General features: G+C 63.7%; 18 protein-coding genes. 13 read left to right on the plus strand and 5 right to left on the minus strand.

The window, feature by feature from the left end; genetic code table 11:
* Positions 1-130: 130 nt before the first annotated feature.
* From XI03_RS15615 to XI03_RS15635, 5 genes are read left to right on the plus strand one after another with little or no spacing between them, the layout of a single operon-like run.
* Positions 131-1,720 carry an ABC transporter substrate-binding protein gene (locus XI03_RS15615; protein WP_271592586.1) on the plus strand — a complete coding sequence of 530 codons (1,590 nt, stop codon included), beginning with the start codon at positions 131-133 and terminating at the stop codon, positions 1,718-1,720.
* 60 nt (positions 1,721-1,780) lie between these two features.
* Entirely contained in the window at positions 1,781-2,704 is a 924-nt protein-coding gene (locus tag XI03_RS15620; protein ID WP_038971434.1) for an ABC transporter permease, read from the plus strand.
* Positions 2,701-3,522, plus strand: coding sequence for an ABC transporter permease (locus tag XI03_RS15625; protein ID WP_038948725.1), 822 nt, complete (start codon positions 2,701-2,703; stop codon positions 3,520-3,522). Before XI03_RS15620 ends, XI03_RS15625 begins: the two co-directional genes overlap by 4 nt.
* A complete protein-coding gene (locus tag XI03_RS15630; RefSeq protein WP_271592587.1) occupies positions 3,519-4,499 on the plus strand; it encodes an ABC transporter ATP-binding protein in 981 nt (326 codons plus the stop codon). The genes XI03_RS15625 and XI03_RS15630 overlap by 4 nt, the downstream gene beginning before the upstream one ends.
* Complete coding sequence (locus tag XI03_RS15635; RefSeq protein WP_271592588.1) at positions 4,492-5,532, plus strand: ABC transporter ATP-binding protein; 1,041 nt, start codon at positions 4,492-4,494, stop codon at positions 5,530-5,532. Before XI03_RS15630 ends, XI03_RS15635 begins: the two co-directional genes overlap by 8 nt.
* A 27-nt stretch (positions 5,533-5,559) precedes the next feature.
* On the opposite strand, the gene XI03_RS15640 is transcribed toward XI03_RS15635, so the two are convergent.
* The 5 genes from XI03_RS15640 to XI03_RS15660 all read right to left on the minus strand — a co-directional run bounded on the left by XI03_RS15640 (position 5,560) and on the right by XI03_RS15660 (position 10,410).
* Positions 5,560-5,763, minus strand: a complete 204-nt coding sequence (locus XI03_RS15640) for a hypothetical protein (RefSeq protein WP_038971442.1) — start codon at positions 5,761-5,763, stop codon at positions 5,560-5,562.
* Positions 5,764-6,298: 535 nt separating this feature from the next.
* Positions 6,299-7,324, minus strand: coding sequence for an ABC transporter permease (locus XI03_RS15645; protein WP_028141482.1), 1,026 nt, complete (start codon positions 7,322-7,324; stop codon positions 6,299-6,301).
* Between the two features lie 11 nt (positions 7,325-7,335).
* Positions 7,336-8,838: a sugar ABC transporter ATP-binding protein gene (locus XI03_RS15650; RefSeq protein WP_038971444.1), complete on the minus strand. Its 1,503-nt coding sequence runs from the start codon at positions 8,836-8,838 to the stop codon at positions 7,336-7,338.
* Between the two features lie 6 nt (positions 8,839-8,844).
* Positions 8,845-9,867, minus strand: a complete 1,023-nt coding sequence (locus XI03_RS15655) for a sugar ABC transporter substrate-binding protein (RefSeq protein WP_028141484.1) — start codon at positions 9,865-9,867, stop codon at positions 8,845-8,847.
* A 138-nt stretch (positions 9,868-10,005) separates the two neighbouring features.
* The gene (locus tag XI03_RS15660; RefSeq protein ID WP_271592589.1) at positions 10,006-10,410 is read right to left on the minus strand and encodes a globin; all 405 of its coding nucleotides are present in this window, start codon (positions 10,408-10,410) and stop codon (positions 10,006-10,008) included.
* Positions 10,411-10,888: 478 nt separating this feature from the next.
* Between XI03_RS15660 and XI03_RS15665 the strand changes: the two genes are divergently transcribed.
* The 8 genes from XI03_RS15665 (at position 10,889) to proS (ending at position 19,642) form a co-directional block, all read left to right on the plus strand.
* Positions 10,889-11,263 (plus strand): DUF2946 domain-containing protein, encoded by a 375-nt coding sequence (locus XI03_RS15665; protein ID WP_271592590.1) that lies wholly within the window; start codon positions 10,889-10,891, stop codon positions 11,261-11,263.
* Between the two features lie 93 nt (positions 11,264-11,356).
* Positions 11,357-13,759: a TonB-dependent receptor family protein gene (locus XI03_RS15670; RefSeq protein WP_271592591.1), complete on the plus strand. Its 2,403-nt coding sequence runs from the start codon at positions 11,357-11,359 to the stop codon at positions 13,757-13,759.
* A gap of 26 nt (positions 13,760-13,785) precedes the next feature.
* A complete protein-coding gene (locus XI03_RS15675) occupies positions 13,786-14,997 on the plus strand; it encodes a sialidase family protein (protein WP_271592592.1) in 1,212 nt (403 codons plus the stop codon).
* Positions 14,994-15,491, plus strand: a complete 498-nt coding sequence (locus XI03_RS15680) for a TlpA family protein disulfide reductase (RefSeq protein ID WP_271592593.1) — start codon at positions 14,994-14,996, stop codon at positions 15,489-15,491. The genes XI03_RS15675 and XI03_RS15680 overlap by 4 nt, the downstream gene beginning before the upstream one ends.
* 28 nt (positions 15,492-15,519) lie before the next feature.
* Entirely contained in the window at positions 15,520-16,056 is a 537-nt protein-coding gene (locus XI03_RS15685) for a copper chaperone PCu(A)C (RefSeq protein WP_028141490.1), read from the plus strand.
* Between the two features lie 29 nt (positions 16,057-16,085).
* Complete coding sequence (locus XI03_RS15690; RefSeq protein ID WP_271592594.1) at positions 16,086-16,616, plus strand: YcnI family protein; 531 nt, start codon at positions 16,086-16,088, stop codon at positions 16,614-16,616.
* Positions 16,616-18,178: a copper resistance CopC/CopD family protein gene (locus XI03_RS15695; RefSeq protein WP_271592595.1), complete on the plus strand. Its 1,563-nt coding sequence runs from the start codon at positions 16,616-16,618 to the stop codon at positions 18,176-18,178. The genes XI03_RS15690 and XI03_RS15695 overlap by 1 nt, the downstream gene beginning before the upstream one ends.
* A gap of 144 nt (positions 18,179-18,322) precedes the next feature.
* Positions 18,323-19,642: a proline--tRNA ligase gene (gene proS, locus XI03_RS15700; RefSeq protein WP_028141493.1), complete on the plus strand. Its 1,320-nt coding sequence runs from the start codon at positions 18,323-18,325 to the stop codon at positions 19,640-19,642.
* Positions 19,643-19,686: the final 44 nt, after the last annotated feature.

A 19,686-nucleotide genomic window follows, 5' to 3' on the forward strand; every position in this document is an offset into this window, starting at 1 on the left:
CGGGTCCTCCATCGAAGAGCCGCCTTCCGCAACTGACATTGGTCTCCATCAAAAACGAAGCTTGCGCTCGACGGGCAACGAATGATCAAATCCCTGATCGGAATACCTGCGCTGGTGGGGACACACACACATGATGTTCAGGATGATGGCGATCGTCGCGGGCTTGGGACTGGCGCTCGATGGATCTGCGGAGGCCCAGACGCCGCGCAAGGGCGGAACCATCCGCATGACAGCGCCCTATGGCTCGAGTTTCACCAGCCTGGACATTCACACCACACAGCGCGCCCAGGACGAGATCTACGCCAAGGCGCTGCATCGTTCGCTCTACATCTGGAATTCCGCGGAAGGAAAGCCGGTCCTGGAGCTTGCCAAGGAGGATGTGGTCTCGGGCGGAGGCCTCGTTCACACCTTCAAACTGCGCGATGACGCCTATTTCCACAATGGCCGCAAGATGACGGCCGACGATATCATCTGGTCCTACACCCGCATCATGGACGGCACCAAGGCCTATCCCGGCGCGCGGTTTGTCCGCGTGATCGAGGGCGCGGCCGCGGTCGAAAAGGGCCAGGCCAAGGAGATCTCCGGGCTGAAGAAGATCGACGACCTCACCGTTGAGATGAAGCTGACCGAGAAGGTCGATCCCGGCTTCTACTTCTTCACCGCGCTGACCTCGATCTATCCCGCCGACGAGGGTGCCAAGGAGAGTTTTATCCAGAAGCCGATCGGTCTCGGGCCCTTCAAATTCGTCGAGCACGTACCGGGATCGCGCATTGTCCTGGAGCGGTGGGACCGGTTCTACAAGCCCGGCAAGCCCTACGCCGACAAGATCGTCGTGTCGATCATGGGCGAGGCCGCGGCGCGCGATGTCGCCTTCCGCAACAAGGAGGTCGACACCTCGGTGCTCGGGCCCGCGCAGTATGTGGCCTACCAGTCCGACGCCAATCTCAAGGGCACCATCGTCGAGGTCGCCGAGGTCTTCACCCGCTACATGGGGATGAATCCGTCATTCAAGCCGTTCGCCGACAAGCGCGTGAGACAGGCGATCAACTACGCGATCGATACCGACCTGATCATCAACAAGCTCGTCAAGGGCAAGGCCTATCGCGCCACCAGCTGGCTGCCGCTGACCTCGCCCGCTTACGACAAGGCGATGAAGCCGTACGCTTACGATCCCGCCAAGGCGAAGCAGCTGCTTAACGAGGCCGGCTATCCCAACGGCTTCGAGTTCGAATGGACCACCAGCCAGAACGAAAGCTGGGGCTTGCCGATCGTCTCGGCCGTGATCCCCATGCTGGACAAGGTCGGCATCAAGGCGAAGGTCAAGCAGGTTGAGACCGCGGTGCTGGCGGAGGTGGTTCGCACCGGCGACTACCAGGCCTTCATCTATTCCCAGGCGAGCGGCCCCGATCCCCAGGCGGCCCTCAAATGCTTCCACTCGTCGACGCCGCAGCCAGCCTGCAACTACATGATCTTCAAGAACGCCGATTTCGACAAGATCGTCGACGAGGCCGGGCAGGCCGACGACCCGGCAAAGCGCGCCCAGCTGCTGCAAAAGGCCAATGCGCTGCTCTATGAAGAGGCACCGGTCTGGTTCTTCAACTACAACAAGGCGGTCATGGCGGTTCAGCCATGGCTCAAGGGGATTCAGCTGAACGCGACGGAGCTGACCCATCAGAACGTCGAAGACCTCTGGGTCGACGAGACCTCGCCCGCGAAGTGACATGCGCTCTCGCGCTCCCTCCGTCGCCACAGACGATGGAGGGAGAGAGGAAAAGTGCCGATGCTCTCCTTCCTGTTCCGTCGCCTGCTGCAGACCGTTCCGACCGTGCTTGCCGTCGTGCTGCTGGTCTTCGTGTTGTTCAGCGTGGTTCCCGGCAGCATCGTCTCCTCCATGAGCGACGACAGCGATCCGCAGGTCGAGCTGCGCATGAAGAAGCAGCTCGGCCTCGACGATCCCGTTTACGTGCGTTTCGGCGTCTACATTGCCAAGCTCGCGACCGGTGATTTCGGCACCTCGTTCCGGACCCGCGAGCCTGTCACGACCATGATCGCCAAGCGGGCTTGGCCGACGCTGCAACTGATCTTCGCGGCCATGGCGTTTTCCGTCGTGATCGGCGTGCCGCTTGGCTTCATCGCGGCCCTGCGACCGGGCGGAATCGTCGATACGCTTGCCATGGTCGTCGCGGTATCGGGCCTTTCCATCGCCAAATTCTGGCTCGGACTTGTTCTGATGTACCTGTTCGCGTTGAAGCTCGGCTGGCTGCCGAGTTTCGGCTATGGCGACGGCGGACTGAAATATCTGCTGCTGCCGGCCGTGACCCTCGGCGTCTCGCCCATGGCGCTGTTTGCCCGGACGACGCGCGCCGCGGTCCTCGAGATCATGACCGCCGATTTCGTCCGCACCGCGCGCTCCAAGGGCATGAGCGAGACGCGGGTGGTGAAGTGGCACGTGATGCGCAACGCGCTCGTCATCATTCTCACCACCGTCGGCCTGCAATTCGGCGCGCTGATGGGGCAGGCGGTCGTGGTCGAGAAACTGTTCTCGTGGCCAGGCATCGGCTCATTGCTGGTCGACAGTGTCTTGCAGCGCGACATTCCGGCGGTCCAGGGCTCCATTCTCGTGGTGGTGCTGGCCTTTCTCGCGATCAATCTGCTGATCGACGTGCTCTACGGCGTGATCGATCCCAGGATCAGATACGCATGAAGCTCCGCGCCAATCTCGTCATCGGTGGGGTGTTGTTCGCGCTGGCGATCCTGGTCGGTTTGCTCGCGCCCTGGCTGGCGCACACCGATCCCGTCATGGACGCGAATTTGATGAACGCGGAGGAGCCCCCGAGCTGGACCTGGTGGTTCGGGACCGACGACCAGGGCCGTGACATCTATTCCCGCGTCGTGTACGGCGCGCGGGTCTCGCTGACGGTTGGCATCATCTCGCAGCTCATCAACAGCGTCATCGGCGTGGCCCTGGGGCTGAGCGCCGGCTATTTCGGCGGCTGGTGGGACGATATCGTCAACGCCCTGACCAACCTCATGCTCGCGATCCCCTCGCTGATCTTCGCGCTGGCGATCATGGCGGTGCTCGGACCCGGCCTGACCAGCCTGCTGATCGCACTCGGGCTGACCAACTGGTCCTTTACGTGCCGGATCGCGCGGGCCTCGGCGCTGTCGCTGAGGAGCCAGGGTTACGTGCAGGCTGCGACCGTGCTGGGCTACGGCGATCTGCGCATCATGATCACGCAGCTGCTGCCGAACATGCTGGGCCCCATCATCGTTATCGGCACGCTGGGTATGGGCAGCGCGGTGTTGTCCGAAGCCGCATTGTCGTTCCTCGGCCTCGGCGTCCGTCCGCCGTTTCCCAGCTGGGGCAGCATGCTGTCGGAGGCCCGCGAGCAGATCACGACGGCGCCGTGGCTCTCGGTGTTTCCGGGCCTGGCCATCTTCCTGACGGTGCTTGGCCTCAACCTGCTCGGTGATGGCCTGCGCGACATTCTCGATCCCCAATCGCGGAGCCGGCGGACATGACCGGCTCGCCGCTGATCGAAGTCGAGGATTTGCGCATCGATCTCGACGACGGATCGAGGCGCGTCGCGGCGGCCGAGGGCGTTTCGTTCCGCATCTCACGCGGCGAGACGTTCGGCCTCGTCGGCGAATCCGGTTGCGGCAAGAGCATCACGGCGCTCGCCTTGATCGGGCTGTTGCGGCCGCCGCTCTCGATCGGCGGCGGCCTCATCCGGTTCGAGGGACAGGAGATCCAGCACCTTTCGGCGGCCAAACAGCGGGAGCTGCGCGGCAACCGCATCGCCATGATCTTCCAGGAGCCGATGACGGCGCTGAACCCCGTCTCGCCCGTGGGTCGGCAGATCGCCGAGATGTTCGTGCTGCACAAGGGCAAGAGCTGGCGGGAAGCGAGCCGGCTGGCGGTCGAGGCTCTGGCGAGCGTCCGCGTCCCCGCGCCCGAGCGCCGCGTCCACGATTACCCGCATCAGCTCTCCGGCGGCATGCGACAGCGCGTGATGATCGCGATTGCGCTCGCCTGCGGTCCGGATCTCCTCATCGCCGACGAGCCGACCACGGCGCTCGACGTCACCGTGCAGGCCGAGATCATCGAGCTGATGCGGAATTTGTGCGCCGAGCGTGGAACGGCCATCCTGATGATCAGCCACGATCTTGGCCTGGTCGCAAACGTCTGCCGCCGCGTTGCCGTGATGTATGCCGGCCGCATCGTCGAGGAGCGCGGCTCAGCCGATATTTTTCGAGCTCCCTCGCACCCCTATACGCAAGGCCTGGTCGCCTCGCTGCCGCGGCTCGGCAGCCGCGCTGCGCTCGGGCGCACCAGGCTCAAGGAGATCGCGGGCGTCGTCCCGGCGATCACGAATTTCCCTGATGGCTGCCGGTTCAATCCGCGCTGCGCGCAGGCGACCGAGATCTGCCGGACAGTCGTGCCGGAGACGGATGTACTGGACGCGGGCGGTCTGGTCAGGTGTCATCACCATGCATGAGCCGCAAAGCATGCTGGGTGACCGAAGGCCGGACGATGACCTCATCCTCAGCGTCGAGGATCTCGCGGTTCACTTTCCGCTCGGCGGCGGCCTGCTGGGCCGCGGCAAGCGGATGCTCCGGGCTGTCGATGGCGTCGATCTCAAGCTGAAGCGCGGCGAATGCCTCGGCCTCGTCGGTGAGTCCGGCTCCGGCAAGTCGACGGTCGCATTGTCGATCCTTGGCCTGCTGACGCCGACGCGCGGCCGCATCGTGCTGGACGGGCAGGTCGTGAGGAGCAGGCAATCCGGCGATCGGAAGGCGTTGGCGCGCACCGTGCAGATGGTGTTTCAGGACCCCTACGCCTCGCTCAATCCGCGCCAGACCGTTCGCCGCACGCTGGAGGATCCCCTGCGTGTGCACGGCGTCACCGCGAAGAGCGAGATCGAGGATCGCGTCGCGACCATGCTGCGGCATGTCGGCTTGCGGCCCGAGCAGTCGGGCCGCTACCCGCATGAATTCTCCGGCGGCCAGCGCCAGCGCATCGGCATTGCCCGTGCGCTGATCCTCAACCCGAAAATCGTCATCTGCGACGAGCCGGTCTCGGCACTCGACGTCTCGATCCGCGCCCAGATCATCAACCTGCTGCTGGAACTGAAGGACACTCTCGGCCTGTCCTACATCATGATCAGCCACGACCTCGGCGTCGTCGAGCACATGAGCGACCGCGTCGCGGTGATGTATCTCGGCCGCATCGTCGAGAACGGCCACTGGCGCGAGATATTCGAACGTCCGGCGCACCCCTATACGCAGGCCCTGATCGCCGCGATTCCTGATCCGCTACACCATGCCCCGCTGGCGACCACCGGCGGCGACCTTCCCAACCCGCTCAATCCGCCGAACGGCTGCGCCTTCAGCCCAAGATGCCGTTATGCGGAGGCGGTGTGCCGCCGCGAGCCGGGGCCGCTGCTGGAGACGCGAGCCGATGGACATGGCGTGAGGTGCTGGCGGAGTGAGGAGATTGCGGGGCGGATGGCTTTGACGTCGACCGATTAGCACGCAGAAGCAGAAGCGTGTTGCCCGTCAAAATCCGCCGTGCAGGAGTTCGAGAAACGCTGGAGGTGACGCTGCCAGCGCCGCTCCTATGCAGAATCCGACAGTCCCGAGCGCGATGGCGCCCGGCCAGGCGTGGTGAGTCCAACCATAGTCGCCGCCGATCGCCACACAGACGCCGATGATCGAAACAGCCCAGGCGATTTGCGCAGCAACTTTAACAGTTGTGATCATCGGCTCTTAACCTATCGCGGTTCGTCGCTGACGATTGTCTGCTGGCTCGTGATGTATAGATAGGGGGACTGGCTGGAATGGAAGCCGTGGTACGCAACGTAAGCAACATCCCGACTGGCCGGACCTATGCGGGCTTCGCGCTGGCGTGGATCTGCGTGATCTTCGTCGTCTACTTGCTCTGCATTGCAGTGTTTGCGGCTGGCCACCGGATCATAGGCCTGTTGATCGTTCTACTCACCGCTTATGCCCTTGCCCGGCATGCTATGTGGATTGGCAAACGCGCTAGGCGGGGGCTCGTTCGCAGGCGGTGAGTCCGTCATTAACTCACATCGAGGGCCGCGCACTATCGCGACGTTCCTGTCGAACGCTCCAAACCCGCACGCGCCGCGATTGTGACGTCTTGCCCCTGCTTTGCCCGACAAGTAAACGTCAGCGCTGCGGCAGTCCCTCACTTGACGTTTCGATAAGCAGCTGAACTTCCTTACAGTTTCTACTGTGCCTGGGGTTGTTTTCGCATTTTTTGTTTTGGGCTCGTCTAGTCCGCCGCCTTTTCCCTCAGCCGCTGCGCATAGACGTTGATGACAAGCGCTGCCAAGAGGATCAGGCCGCGGATCAGGATCTTCAGGAAGCTGTCGATGTTGACGTGGTCGAGGCCGTTGTTGAGAACACCGAGCACGAAAAGCCCGACGATGGTGTTGCCGATGCCGCCGCGGCCGCCGAACAGGCTGGTGCCGCCGACCACGACGGCGGCGATGGAGTCGAGCAGATAGGTGTCGAACTCGTTCTGCTGCGCGCTGCCGAAATGGGCGACGCCCAGCATGCCGCCGATGCCGGAACACACCGCCGAGATCACCATGACGGCGCCGAGGATGAGCTTGACGTTGAGGCCGGAATATTCGGCCGCTTCGCGGTTGCCGCCGACCATGTAGACGTAACGGCCGAAGCGCGTGTAGGTCAGCACCAGATGGCCGCCGAGCAGCATCAGCGCGGCGATGATGACGAGCCAGGGGATGCCGCCGATCGAGCCCGAGCCGAGCGTGGTGATCAGGCTGGGCACCTTGTAGGCGATCTGGCCGCGCACCAGCAGCGCGGAGATGCCGGCGGCGATCTGCATCATCGCCAGCGTCATGATGAAGGAGGGGATGCCGATCACGGTCAGCCCCAGCGCGTTGACGAGGCCGAGCAGGGCGCAGAGCAGGATCGACAGGATGATCGCGACCGCGCCTGGCAGGGGAATGTTGGCGATGTTGACGTAGGATTCCTGCAGCGTGAAATAGGCGACCGCGATGCCGGTGACGTTGGCGATGCTGGCGATCGAGAGGTCGATCTCGGCGCAGAGGATCACGAAGGTGAGGCCGACCGCGATGATGCCCGTGACCGACACTTGCGTGAGGATATTGCCGAGATTGTCGAGCGTCGCGAAGGAGGGGCTTGCGAAGGCGAAGAAGCCGGACAGGAAGATCAGGGTCAGGAACGGGGCGATGTTGCGCATCTGCGAGCGCAGGAAGGGCGCAACGCCTCGCGCCCGCTGCCCCGCCGCCAAAGCCGTTTCGCTGCTCATGTGCTTCTCCGTCACGCCGCTTCCAGCAGGCGGTCCTTGCTGACCGGCTCGTTCTTGAATTCCCGCACCAGTGCGCCGCGCTTGAGCACGAGAATGCGGTCGGCCAGCGACAGCACCGTTTCAGGCTCAGTCGACAGCACGATGATCGCAAGCCCCTTGGCGCGGAGGTCGCGGACGATGTTGATGACGTCGTTCTTGGCGCCGACATCCATGCCGCGGGTCGGCTCGCACAGCACCAGCAGCTTGGGCGGGTAGGTCAGCCATTTTGCCAGCGCCACCTTCTGCTGGTTGCCGCCGGAGAGCATGCCGAGGTCGAGGCCGACCACCGGCGGCCGGATCTGCAACTGCTCGACCTGGCGCTGCGCGATGTCGCGTTCCTGCGCCGGCTTGAGCAGCAGCGCCGAGATGCGGTCGAGAATGCTGATCGAGATGTTCTTGTAGACCGGCTCCTGGTGAAACAGCATGTCGCGGCGGCTCTCGGGCACCAGCGCCACGCCGGCGCGCCGCGCCGCCGCCGTGCTGGCAAAGGTTTTTGGCTTACCCTCGACGAGAAGCCCGCCGCTATCAGGCTTCAGCTTGCCGAACAGGATTCTCGATAGCTCCTGCTGGCCGCAACCCATGAAGCCGTAGATGCCGAGCACCTCGCCGGCGCGCGCCTCGAAGGAGATGTCCTTCAGGCTACGGGCCAGTGACAGCTGGTCGACCTTCAGAACCACCGAGCTGTCGCTCGGCTGCGGCAGCATAAGGTCGTCGGTGTAGCTGTGCTCGAGCGCCTCGCCGCCGCGCCCGATCATGGCCTCGATCAGCGCGCCCTTGCTGGTTGCGGCGCTTGCCGTCTCGGCGACCTTCCGCCCGTTGCGGAACACGGTCACCGTGTCGGACACGCGCAGGATGTCCTCGATGAAATGCGAGATGAAGACGATGCTGGTGCCTTCTTCACGTAGCCGCCGCAGCGTCGCGAACAGCCGCTCGACCTCGGGCGGAGAGAGGGCGGAGGTCGGCTCGTCCAGGATGACGATGCGGGCCCCGGAGAACAGCACGCGCGCAATCTCGATCAGCTGCTGCAGCCCGATGGGCAAGTCACCCAGCCGGCTCATCGGATCGACGTCGATGCCGAAGCGGGCGAGCTGCTCGCCGGCCTCGCGCGCCATGCGCCGCCACTGCACGAGGCCAAGGGCGTTGGTTGGCTGGTTGCCCAGGAAGACATTCTCGGCGACCGTGAGATCAGGCGCGACACTGAGCTCCTGATGCACCATGGCAATGCCGGCCGCATGCGCATCGCGCGCCGAGCGGAAATGTGTCTCCTTCCCGTCGATCAGGAAGCGGCCGGAGAATTCGGTGTGCACGCCGGCGATGATCTTCATCAGCGTGCTTTTTCCAGCCCCGTTCTCGCCGACGAGACCATGGATCTCGCCGGGATGGAGCGCGAAGTCGACACCACGAAGCGCTTCGACGCCGCCGAAGCTCTTCGTGATGCCCTGCAGTTCAAGGATGGGCGAACGCACCTCGGGCATGAAAGCTCAGATCAGGAAGTGATCCTGCATCCACTGCATCCCGGCGGCGTTGGCCTTGGTCACCACCGGACCGTCGGTGACGACGTTCTTGGGGATGCCCTGGCCGCTCTTCTCGCCGCCAACTACGGCCGACACGCCCGCGATGATCGCGCCGCCATGGATGCGGCAGGAGGGATTGCGGACGGTCGCGAACATGCGGCCTTCGCTCACCGCCTGGATCGCCGGCGGCATGGCATCGACGCCGCCGATCAGGATGTTGGTGCGGCCCCGCGCCTTCATGATGTTGGCAGCCGCGAGTGCCATGTCGTCATTGTGGAAGAACGCCGCATCGATCTGCGGATACTTGGTCAGATATGTTTCCCAGAGGCGCGCGGTCTTGGAGACGTCCCAGTCGGCCGGCTGGGTGTCGAGCACCTCGATCCCCGGGAATTGCTTGACCACAGAGGTGAAGCCCTTGGCTCTTCCTTGCGCGCCTGTATGCCCGAGCGCGCCCTGCGTCATGATGATCTTGCCCTTGCCGCCCATGGCATTGCACAGCGCCTGGGTCACCGAGGCGCCCATGAACTCGTTGTCGGGGGCGAGGAAGGAGTGGACGTTGATCTGGTCGAGCGGCGCGATCAGCGTGTCCATGTCGATCACGGGCGTGCCGGCGTCGATCATCTTCTGCACGGGCTGGGTGAGGGTGCCGATGCCGAAGGCCTGGATCGCGACGAAGTCCCATTTCTGCGAGGCCATGTTGTCGATCGCCGCGCGCTGCTTCACGGCGTCGAGCTGGCCGTCGAACCAGGTGACTTCGACGTTGAACAGCTTGCCCCAGAATTCGGCGGCTTGCTTTCCTTGCGCGCACCATGTGGCCTGCAGGCCCGCATTGGAGAACGCCGCCTTCAGCGGCTTCTCGCTTCGCCCGACCTCGGCGGCCAATGCGGGGTTTATGCCCATGCTGCCGAGGAGGGCAGCTCCGGCGCCGGCGGTCGCAGCCGCCTGAAGAAGATCGCGCCTCGTCGTCGAGAAATCTTTCGTCCCGGACATCGCTCGCTCCCATAAATTTTATCGTCGGCGCGTCATTGATTGCGCAACCGATGTCGAAAGTGTCTCACAAGAGTTGATGCCACTCAATCTGCAATCACACGCGCCATCGCAGTACGCCGCGTGGTGCAGCGCAAAGCGTCAGGCGGTCGATCCGGCGAGTGCGTCGATGTCGACGAGCAATTTGTCCCAGGCTTGCGCAATCTCGATCGACCATTCATCGCCGAGCAGATCGCGCAGCGTATCCCTGATGATGGTGAAGAAGGCGGTGAACAACTGGCGCGACGTGCCATAGGCGTCGTGCGAGGCAAGTTCGCAGGCAATCAGACGGAAATGCCCATGACGCATCCCGGCAAAATCGAGAATCGCCTCGATCGTCAGCGCGAGCATCGATCCCTTCACGAGGTCGCTGCCCTTCGAGCGGAACATCGCCTGCGTTTCGGGATGCTCGTCGAACAGGCGCTGGTAGACGAGGGGCGTGAGATCCGCGCAGCGCGAGGCGGCGAGTTCAAAGCTGAGTTCGACTGGATTGGAGGGCATATTCATCGGCGAAAGTGCCATGCAGACAAAAAAAGAGCGGGGCCCTGGCCCCGCTCAAAAATTGTGTCGACCCTATTATCCCCGATTCTAAGATTTGCTCTTGATTGACGGGGCGACGCTGCGTTTTGCGCGCCAGGGGCTCCTCCCGAGACTTGGACCACCAGACTTCGACCTCACGGCCAGCCTGAGCAAGGGGATGCTAGATCAACTTTTCTCACTTGTCATCATTTTCGGCAACGAATGTTCAAAATTCGAGCAATAGACGAAATGATCGGGCTCTTGGCCCCGCAAGTATATGACAAATATAAGAAATCTGTGGATGCCGGGCCGTTTGATTTGCCTCAAACGCCCCCGCTCGGTGCCGTGCTGGGGTACCACGGTCACAGTTTTCGCCAATTTGCGCTGGGCCAAGAAGGCGGCGGAACCGATCTCGACTTGGGCCCGGCACGGTGTTTAGTTAGCGGACGAACGAACGGTTCGGCAGATGCGCGCGCGGTTACAGAAATTCCTACCCCTGGTCCTGCTCGCCTTGGTGATGCAGGTGCTGGCGCCGATTGCCGCCTGTTGGGCGACGGGCCAAGCCATCGCCGATCCGCTGTCTGCCGCCGTCATCTGCCACAGCGCGAGCGATCAGGGTGGCCTCGACGATCGGACGGGCACCCCGACCGCGCATGCCGGCGCGTGCGCCCTGTGCTGCCTCGCCCAGGCGGGCGCGTCGCTCGATTCGCCGACGCACGCGGCACTCTCGATTCCCTTCCGCCATGCCGCGCGCGTGGTGTGGCAGCCGGCGGATGCGTCCGCCATCGCCGCTCCCAGGGGTTCGAGCGCTCAGGCCCGCGCCCCACCTCAATTTTCCTGACGTAGCGACAAACCGAACCGTTGGCGCGCGCCGTTGCCGCCGATGGCGCCCTCAATGGACCGGCCGAGGCGCCGGATGTCAGGAATTCAAAAGATGTTACGCATTCGTGCGATCGGAAGTGCGGGCTTGCCCGTGCTTTTCGGGCTGGTGTCCCCGATCGGTTCAGACGCGCTCGCCCAGGCTGCGTCGGAAGCGATTCCCGCAGTGACGGTCGAGGCGCCTAAGACGTCCCGTCCCAAACCAATCACCCGGCCAGCGCGGCTGCGTTCCGCTTCGGCGGCGCGCGCAGCGAGGCCGGTCGCGCCGATCGGGACCGATGGCGCCCAGGGGCAGAACAACACGATGTCCGCCGGCGCAGTGCGAGCCGGTCTCAATCAGGCGCCGGCCGGCCAGACCGCGACGACCATCGATCGCAGCCAGTTCGACAACCGGCCCTCGTTTTCGGTCAGCGACGTCTTGCGGGACAGTCCGGGCATTTCAATCAAGCAGGGCAACGGTCCCCGGGACTTCGGCATCTCGATTCGCGGGTCCAACGCCCGGAACGGTTTCGGCATCCGCAATCTCGTGATCTTCGACGACGGTTTCCCCGTCACGCAGCCGGACGGCCTGTCGCGCAGCGACCTGATCGACCCCCACGCCTATGGCGCGATCGACGTGATCCGCGGCCCCTCGTCGGCGCTCTACGGCAATTACGCGACCGGTGGCGCGCTCAATTTTCGAACGCGGCCGGGCGGCACGATCGACGGTGTCGAATACGGCGTCGACGGCGGCAGTTATGGCTACCTCAACAATTACCTGGCGGCCGGCAAGAAGGTCGGGAATTTCGAGGGCTCGCTGTTCGCGAGCGACACGCGAGGCGACGGCTATATCGGCAACAGCTGGTTCAACACGCAGACCGTCAACTTCCTCGGCACGCTCAAGGCGACGCCGGACGACCGTTTCACGGTCAAGATCATCAACAACGATCTCAGCGCGCGGCTGCCGCTTCGCTCCACGCTGAACCAATACTATCAAAATCCCTTCCAGCAGGGTTGTGCGACCGGTGCCACGGCCGCGCCCGGATGCGGTACGGTCAGGCTGTTCAACAATGGCTTCAACGCGACCGCCGGAACCGATACGGAGACGGCCGTGCAGGCCGGGCTCGGCCGCAACGACCGCCGCACCATCGTCGGGGGCCGGTGGGAGCACGATTTCGACAACAACACGACGTGGCGCAACCAGTTCGTGTTCGACGACCGGAACATCAATCAGCCAACTGGCTCAACCAGCTCGATCGGCGACTTCCCGTCGTACAACTACATGAGTGATCTCACCAAGCGCGGAGAGATTCTCGGCCTGGAGTCCACCGCGTTCTTCGGCGCCTTCTACAATACCCTGACGGCGTCGAGCGACACGCGAAACGTGATGCCGGGAGGCAACGCAACACTCGGCAGGTTGTCGAGCAATCTCTACAGCGAGACGACCAATTATGGCGTTCGTGCCAGGGAAGAGCTCAAGCTTACATCGTCGCTAACGGCCGTTGCAGGCATCGGTTGGGAGACAACCTTGCTCAAGGGCACCAATACGGCCTATTCGTACGCCGGTCCAACCGGCATCACCACGACAACGCCGACGACCGCGGACCGGCAGTTTCAAAATACTGCACCAGAGTTGGCGCTGCTCTACAATCTCAGTAATGAATGGCTATTCCGGGCACGCGTTGCCACGGGGTATGGCACACCGCAGGTCTCGAATCTCTTTGTCGCTCAGACAGGATTGTCGGGCAACAATACCCAGCTCCAAGCCCAGAAGAATCTTGGCTACGATCTCGGTTTCGATTGGACGCCGAACAGCGCGCTCAAACTCAGCGCGACTGGCTTTTACGAGTTCTTCCGTAACGAGATCGTCAACCAGGCGACGCCGGTCGCGGGCGTAAGCTATTCGTTCAACGCGCCGCGGTCGGAGCACCGCGGCATCGAGCTTGCAGCCGATTGGAAGTTCTATCCGGGCTGGCGGTTCATGGCGGCCTATACCTATCTCGACGAGGTCTACACCGAATATGTCGAGAACATCACCAATGGCGCCGTCTTCAGCTTCAACCGTGCCGGCAACAAAATTCCCGGTATCTCGCCCAACGAGCTGACGGCTCGAATCGGCTACGACGAGTTCGCCGGGCCGCTGGCAGGCCTCGGGGGCTTCGTCGAGGTCCAGTGGAAGGACTCTTTCTACATGGACAACGCGAATCTGCTGAAGGCGCCGGGCTATGAGCTGGTCAATGTAAACGTCCATTACAAGACCGACTTGGTGTCCGACACCTTCAAGTCACTCAATCTGTTTCTTGAGGTCAGGAACGTGTTCGATCGCACCTATGTTGCGTCGGCAAACAACATCGCAAACACTGTGACGGCGGCCGGCCTGCAAATTCCAGGGAGCACGCTCGCAAGCACGGCGCCCGGATCGATCTATGCGGGCTCGCCACGCCTGTTCGTTGCAGGTATGAAGGTGGCCTTCAAATGATCCGGGCTCTCGAAGGGAATAGGGCCATGATCCGAACTGGCTTGCTCGCGATAGCCGCTCTCGCCTGCCTGCAAGGTGCGGCGCTGGGGCAGATGCACGGCAAGCACGCGTCCGAAGCCGCGTGCGAGGAGCCGACGCTGCGCTGTGCGACCAAGGCGACGCCTGCCTTCGGTCCTGACGGCACGCTGTGGCTGGTCTGGATGGCGGGAGGGCAGGTCTCGGTCGCAAGTTCGCAGGATGCGGGCCGAAGCTTCTCGACGCCCACGCAGGTCACGACGACGCGGCTGAACCTCGATTGGGGGCCGGATGCGCGGCCGAAGATCGTGGTCGACCGCAAGGGGGGCATTGCGCTCGCGTTCTCGACCTCCAGGGACGAGGCCTTCAACGGTCAGGTGCTCACCACGCGCTCGGCCGACGGCGGCAGGAGCTTTGCCGAGCTGAAGCCGATCACCGCCAGCAACGAGAGCCAACGTTTCGAGGCGCTGGCGCTCGATCAGGATGGAACAGTATTTGCGGCGTGGCTGGACAAGCGCAATCGCATTTTTGCGAAGGAAGCGGGACAGAAGTACGAGGGAGCCGGGCTGTTCTTCACTTCGTCCAGCGACGGCGGCACCACCTACGCAGAAGCGAAGCTGGCGCGTGAGGGCACCTGCGAATGCTGCCGGTTGGGGCTGGCATTCGCTGCGTCCGGGCGGCCGGTCGTGATCTTCAGGAACATATTTGAGGGCGGCGTGCGCGACCACGCGGTGATGACCTTCACGGACGTCGCGACGCCAGGCGAAGTCCGTCGGGTTAGCAACGACGACTGGCAGATCAATGCCTGCCCACATCATGGGCCGAGCCTCACCGTTGCCCCGAACGGCACCTATCACGTCGCCTGGTACACCAACGGGAAGGCGCGGAAGGGATTGTTCTACGCCCACTCGCGCGACGAAGGCCGCACGTTCTCTTCGCCGATGGCGTTGGGGCGGCCGGATCGTAATCCGACGCGCCCCTTCGTGCTCGCGGGCGCGGCGGGAACGGTGATGGTCTGGAAGGAGTTCGACGGTGAAAAGACCTCGGTCCAGATGACGGTCTCCCGCGACGATGGCGAGACGTGGTCGGCGCCGAAGGCGATATCGAGCACGACCGACACGTCCGATCACCCTTTGCTGGTCTCCAACGGCAAGCAGACCTACCTGTCGTGGATGACAAAGGCGGACGGCTATCGGCTCACGGCAATCGAGGACCAACCATGAGATTTCGATTTGCAGGCATTGCCAGCCTTGTTGTTCTGATCGGATCGGCGGCGGCGCTCGGCGCATCTCCGGCTCTGAAGCCATTCGAACGCGGCACGTGGCAAGGCGTCCTGAGGGGGCACGCCGGCCGCCCGGTGCTCGTGCATTTCTGGGGCGTGACCTGCGGGCCTTGTAAGGTCGAGCTGCCGCTGCTCGGGCGGTTTGCAAAGGAGCATCCGGAGATCGACGTCGTCACGGTCAGCGCCGATCTCGTGCCGAACCTGCCGGCCGCAACGCAATCGATGCTCGACAAGGCGGGTCTGGCGTCGACCGAAAATTTCATCTTCAACGACGGCTTTGTCGAGCGCTTGCGGTTCGAGATCGATCCGGCCTGGCAGGGCGACATCCCCAGGACCATGCTCATCTCCCCGGAAGGGACCGTCACGACGATCGAAGGCTCGGCCGAAATTGCCGATCTCGAAAAGTGGTCGGCGCAACAACGCTCCAAACACTGAAGTTAAAGACTGCAAAAGGAATACCGATATGAAGACAAGCTCGAAAAACGTGCTGCTCGCTGCGTTCGCTCTCACGATCTCCGCAGCACCGGCGGTCGCCGACGACGTCAAGGCCGGCGATCTCGTCGTTTCGCAGGCCTGGAGCCGGGCGACGCCGGGCGGTGCCAAGGTCGCCGGCGGCTATCTGACCATCGAGAACAAGGGCACTGCGGCCGACAGACTGGTCAGCGTGTCCGCCGATATCGCGGGGAAGGCCGAGATCCACGAGATGGCGATGGACAACGGCGTGATGAAGATGCGCCCGCTCGACAAGGGGCTGGCGATCGATGCCGGCAAGACGGTGAAGCTCGCGCCCGGCGGCAATCACTTGATGCTCCAGGAGCTGAAGGGCGCGTTCAAGCAGGGCGACAAGGTGCCGGTGACGCTGCAATTCGAGAAGGCCGGCAAGGTCGCCGTGTCCCTCGACGTCCAGGGCGTCGGCGCGCAGGCGCCTGGCGATGCCGGGCATTCAGGTCATATGGACATGAAGAAAATGCCGGATCACTCGGGAATGAAGATGAAATGAAACGGATCTGGACTCTCGGGAGGCCGAACATGTCGAAGCAATCCTGCCTGATCCTGGTTGCCGCGCTCGCCGCCTCGCCGGCGGCGGCGCACGTGTCGATCGAGACCAAGCAAGCCACGGTCGGTACGTCCTACAAGGCCGTCTTCACCGTGCCGCATGGCTGCGCGGGCTCGCCGACGGTGAAGATCCGGGTGCAGATTCCGGAAGGGGTGATCGCAGTGAAGCCGATGCCGAAGGCCGGCTGGACCATCGATGTCGTCGAGGGCAAATATGCCGGGGAGTACGACCATCACGGCAACAAGCTGTCCTCCGGCGTCAAGGAGGTGGCGTGGTCCGGCGGCAAGCTGCCGGACAAGAACTATGACGAGTTCGTCCTCAGCACGTTCCTGACCGATAGCCTGAAGCCGAACACGGTTCTGTACTTCCCCGTCGTTCAGGAATGCGAGGCCGGCGTCAGCCGCTGGATCGAAATTCCGGCGGCGGGGGCAGGGCATTCACATGAGGGCAAGTCCGAGGGCAAGTCGCCGGCGCCGGGCGTGAAACTGTTGCCAAAACCCTGATGCGCCTCTTCGCCGCGCTTGCGACGCTGCTCCTCGTTGCCGGCTTCGCAAACGGTGCGTCGGCGCATGCGGCGCTGGTCTCGGTCGAGCCGGCGAGCGGCAGCATACTCAAGGCCGCGCCCAAGGCGGTGGAACTGCGCTTTAACGAGGCGGTGACGCCGGGCGCGATCCGGCTGATCGATGGCGCGGGCAGGGCACGAAATGATGCGCGCGTCAGCGCATCGGGCGAGACGATTTCGGTCGTGATGCCGGTGGATCTGCCTGAGGGCACCGCGGTCGTCAGCTATCGCGTGATCTCGCAGGACGGCCATCCTGTCACCGGATCGGTGATCTTCTCGATTGGCATGCCGACCGCGACGAAGCCTGCCGCCGCTGATTATAGCGGGTTGAACGCGCTGATCTGGCTGGCGCGCGTTGGCCTGTACGTTGGGCTGTTCATTGGCGTCGGCGGCGTGTTCTTCGCGCGCTGGGTTGCGTGGTCGATGACCGGCATGGCCGTGCCGCGCATGGCGCTCGCCATCGGCATCCCAAGCGCGGTGGCGTCCGTCGGCGCGTTGGGCCTCGATCTCCTCGGGCTGCCACTGGCAGCCCTTGCGACCGCCGCTCCCTGGAAAGTCGCGCTCGCGACCAGTGCCGGCCCTGCGCTGCTGGTTGCTCTGCTTGCGATGCTATTCGCGTTGATGGCGCTGCGCAGTGCGTGGTACGCGCGTGCTCTTGCGATCATGGCGTTGGTCGGCGTCGGTCTGTCGCTCGCCATGACCGGGCACGCCGCAACGGCACCGCCGGAGGCGTTGACCCGGCCTGCAATCTTTCTCCACGGCCTCGGTGTCACCATTTGGATCGGTGCTCTCGCGCCGCTCGTGGCGCTGGTGTCGAAGCCGACGATTGCGACGCTCGCGATTGTGAACCGCTTTTCCCGCATTGCTGCGCTCGCGGTCGGCGTGTTGGCCTTGACCGGCCTCGCACTCGCGATCGTGCAGCTCGAAAAGCCTGAAGCGCTGGTCGGGACCCGCTACGGGCTAATCCTCTCGGTCAAGCTAGTTCTGGTCACGGGATTGCTGGCGCTGGCCGCGCTCAATCGGTTCCGGCTGACTCCGGCTCTGGCCCGGAACGAGACAGGGACGCCCGCGCTCAAGCGCTCGATCGTGCTGGAAGGTACGATTGCTCTTGCCATCCTGGCCGTGGTCGCCGGCTGGCGCTTCACGCCGCCGCCGCGGACGATCGTGCCGGAGACACCCTTGGCGATCCACATCCATAGCGACAAGGCGATGTTCCAGGTCCTGGTCTCGCCAGGCAAGGCGGGGGCCAATGATGTCGTGCTCCAGCTCATGACCGGCGAGGGGACGCCGCTGGCGTCCAAGGAGGCGACGTTGACCCTGAGCCTGCCCGAGCGCGGCATCGAGCCGATGGAGCGAAGGGCCTCGCTCGGGCCCGACGGCTATTGGCATGTGCGCAAGGTCGAACTGCCGTTTGCCGGCCGCTGGCACGTGCGGATCGACGCGCTGGTGACCGACTTCGAGCAGATCACGCTCGAAGATGAACTCGACGTCACGCCGCCGTGAGACGCAGCTTGGGCCGAACCTGAAGTCCGACGGAAAAATGACAGGAATTCCGTTGCGTTAGCGGCTTTTCCTCATTCCCGGTCTTGTGTTTTCGCTCTCAATCCGGTTTCACTGCAACCCATCACTGATTCCCAGAGTATTACCATGCGGTTGTCGCGGTTCTTTCTGCCCATCCTGAAGGAAAATCCGAAAGAGGCGGAGATCGTCTCGCATCGGCTGATGCTGCGCGCCGGCATGATCCGGCAGGAGGCCGCCGGTATCTATGCCTGGCTGCCGCTTGGCTTCCGCGTGCTGAAGAAGATCGAGCAGATCGTGCGCGAGGAGCAGGACCGGTCAGGCGCGCTGGAGCTGTTGATGCCGACGCTCCAGCTTGCCGACCTCTGGCGCGAGAGCGGCCGCTATGACGCCTATGGTCCGGAGATGCTCCGCATCGCCGACCGCCACAAGCGCGAGCTGCTGTACGGGCCGACCAACGAGGAAATGATCACCGAGATCTTCCGCGCCTATGTGAAGTCCTACAAGAACCTGCCGCTGAATCTCTATCATATTCAATGGAAATTCCGCGACGAGCAACGTCCGCGTTTCGGCGTGATGCGCGGCCGCGAGTTCCTGATGAAGGACGCCTATTCGTTCGACCTCAACGAAGCCGCCGCGCGCGTCGCCTACAACAAGATGTTCGTGGCGTATTTGCGCACCTTTGCGCGGATGGGGCTGAAGGCGATCCCGATGCGCGCGGAGACCGGCCCGATCGGCGGCGATCTCAGCCACGAGTTCATCGTGCTGGCCGAGACCGGTGAATCCGGCGTTTTCATCAATCGCGACGTGCTCGACCTGCCGGTGCCGGGCGAGGACGTCGACTACGACAGCGACCTGACGCCGATCATCAAGCAATGGACCTCGGTCTACGCCGCCACGGAGGACGTCCACGACGCCGCGCGGTTCGAGCAGGAAGTGCCGGCGGACAAGCGGGTGAACACCCGCGGCATCGAGGTTGGGCAGATCTTCTATTTCGGCACCAAATATTCCGACGCGATGAAGGCCCTGGTGGCGGGCCCCGACGGCGTCGACGTGCCGATCCATGGCGGTTCCTATGGCGTCGGCGTCTCGCGCCTGCTCGGCGCGATCATCGAAGCCTGCCATGACGATGCCGGCATCAAATGGCCGGAGGCCGTCGCGCCGTTCCGCGTGTCGATCCTCAATCTCAAGCAGGGTGATGCGGCGGTCGATGCGGCCTGCGAGAAGCTTTATGCCGAGCTCACGGCCAAGGGCGTCGACGTGCTCTATGACGACACCGACCAGCGCGCCGGCGCCAAATTCGCCGCCGCCGACCTGATCGGTATCCCCTGGCAGATCATGATCGGGCCGAAGGGGCTCGCCGACGGCAAGGTCGAGATCAAGCGGCGCAGTGACGGCTCCCGCGAGACTATGTCGCCAGCGGACGCGGTCGCAAGACTTGTGGGCTGATAAGCCTGGTCGGCTGAATATTGTTCATCGCGATATCGCGGCCG

It is taken from the genome of Bradyrhizobium sp. CCBAU 65884 (assembly GCF_028128835.1).
Taxonomy (GTDB): domain Bacteria; phylum Pseudomonadota; class Alphaproteobacteria; order Rhizobiales; family Xanthobacteraceae; genus Bradyrhizobium; species Bradyrhizobium ottawaense.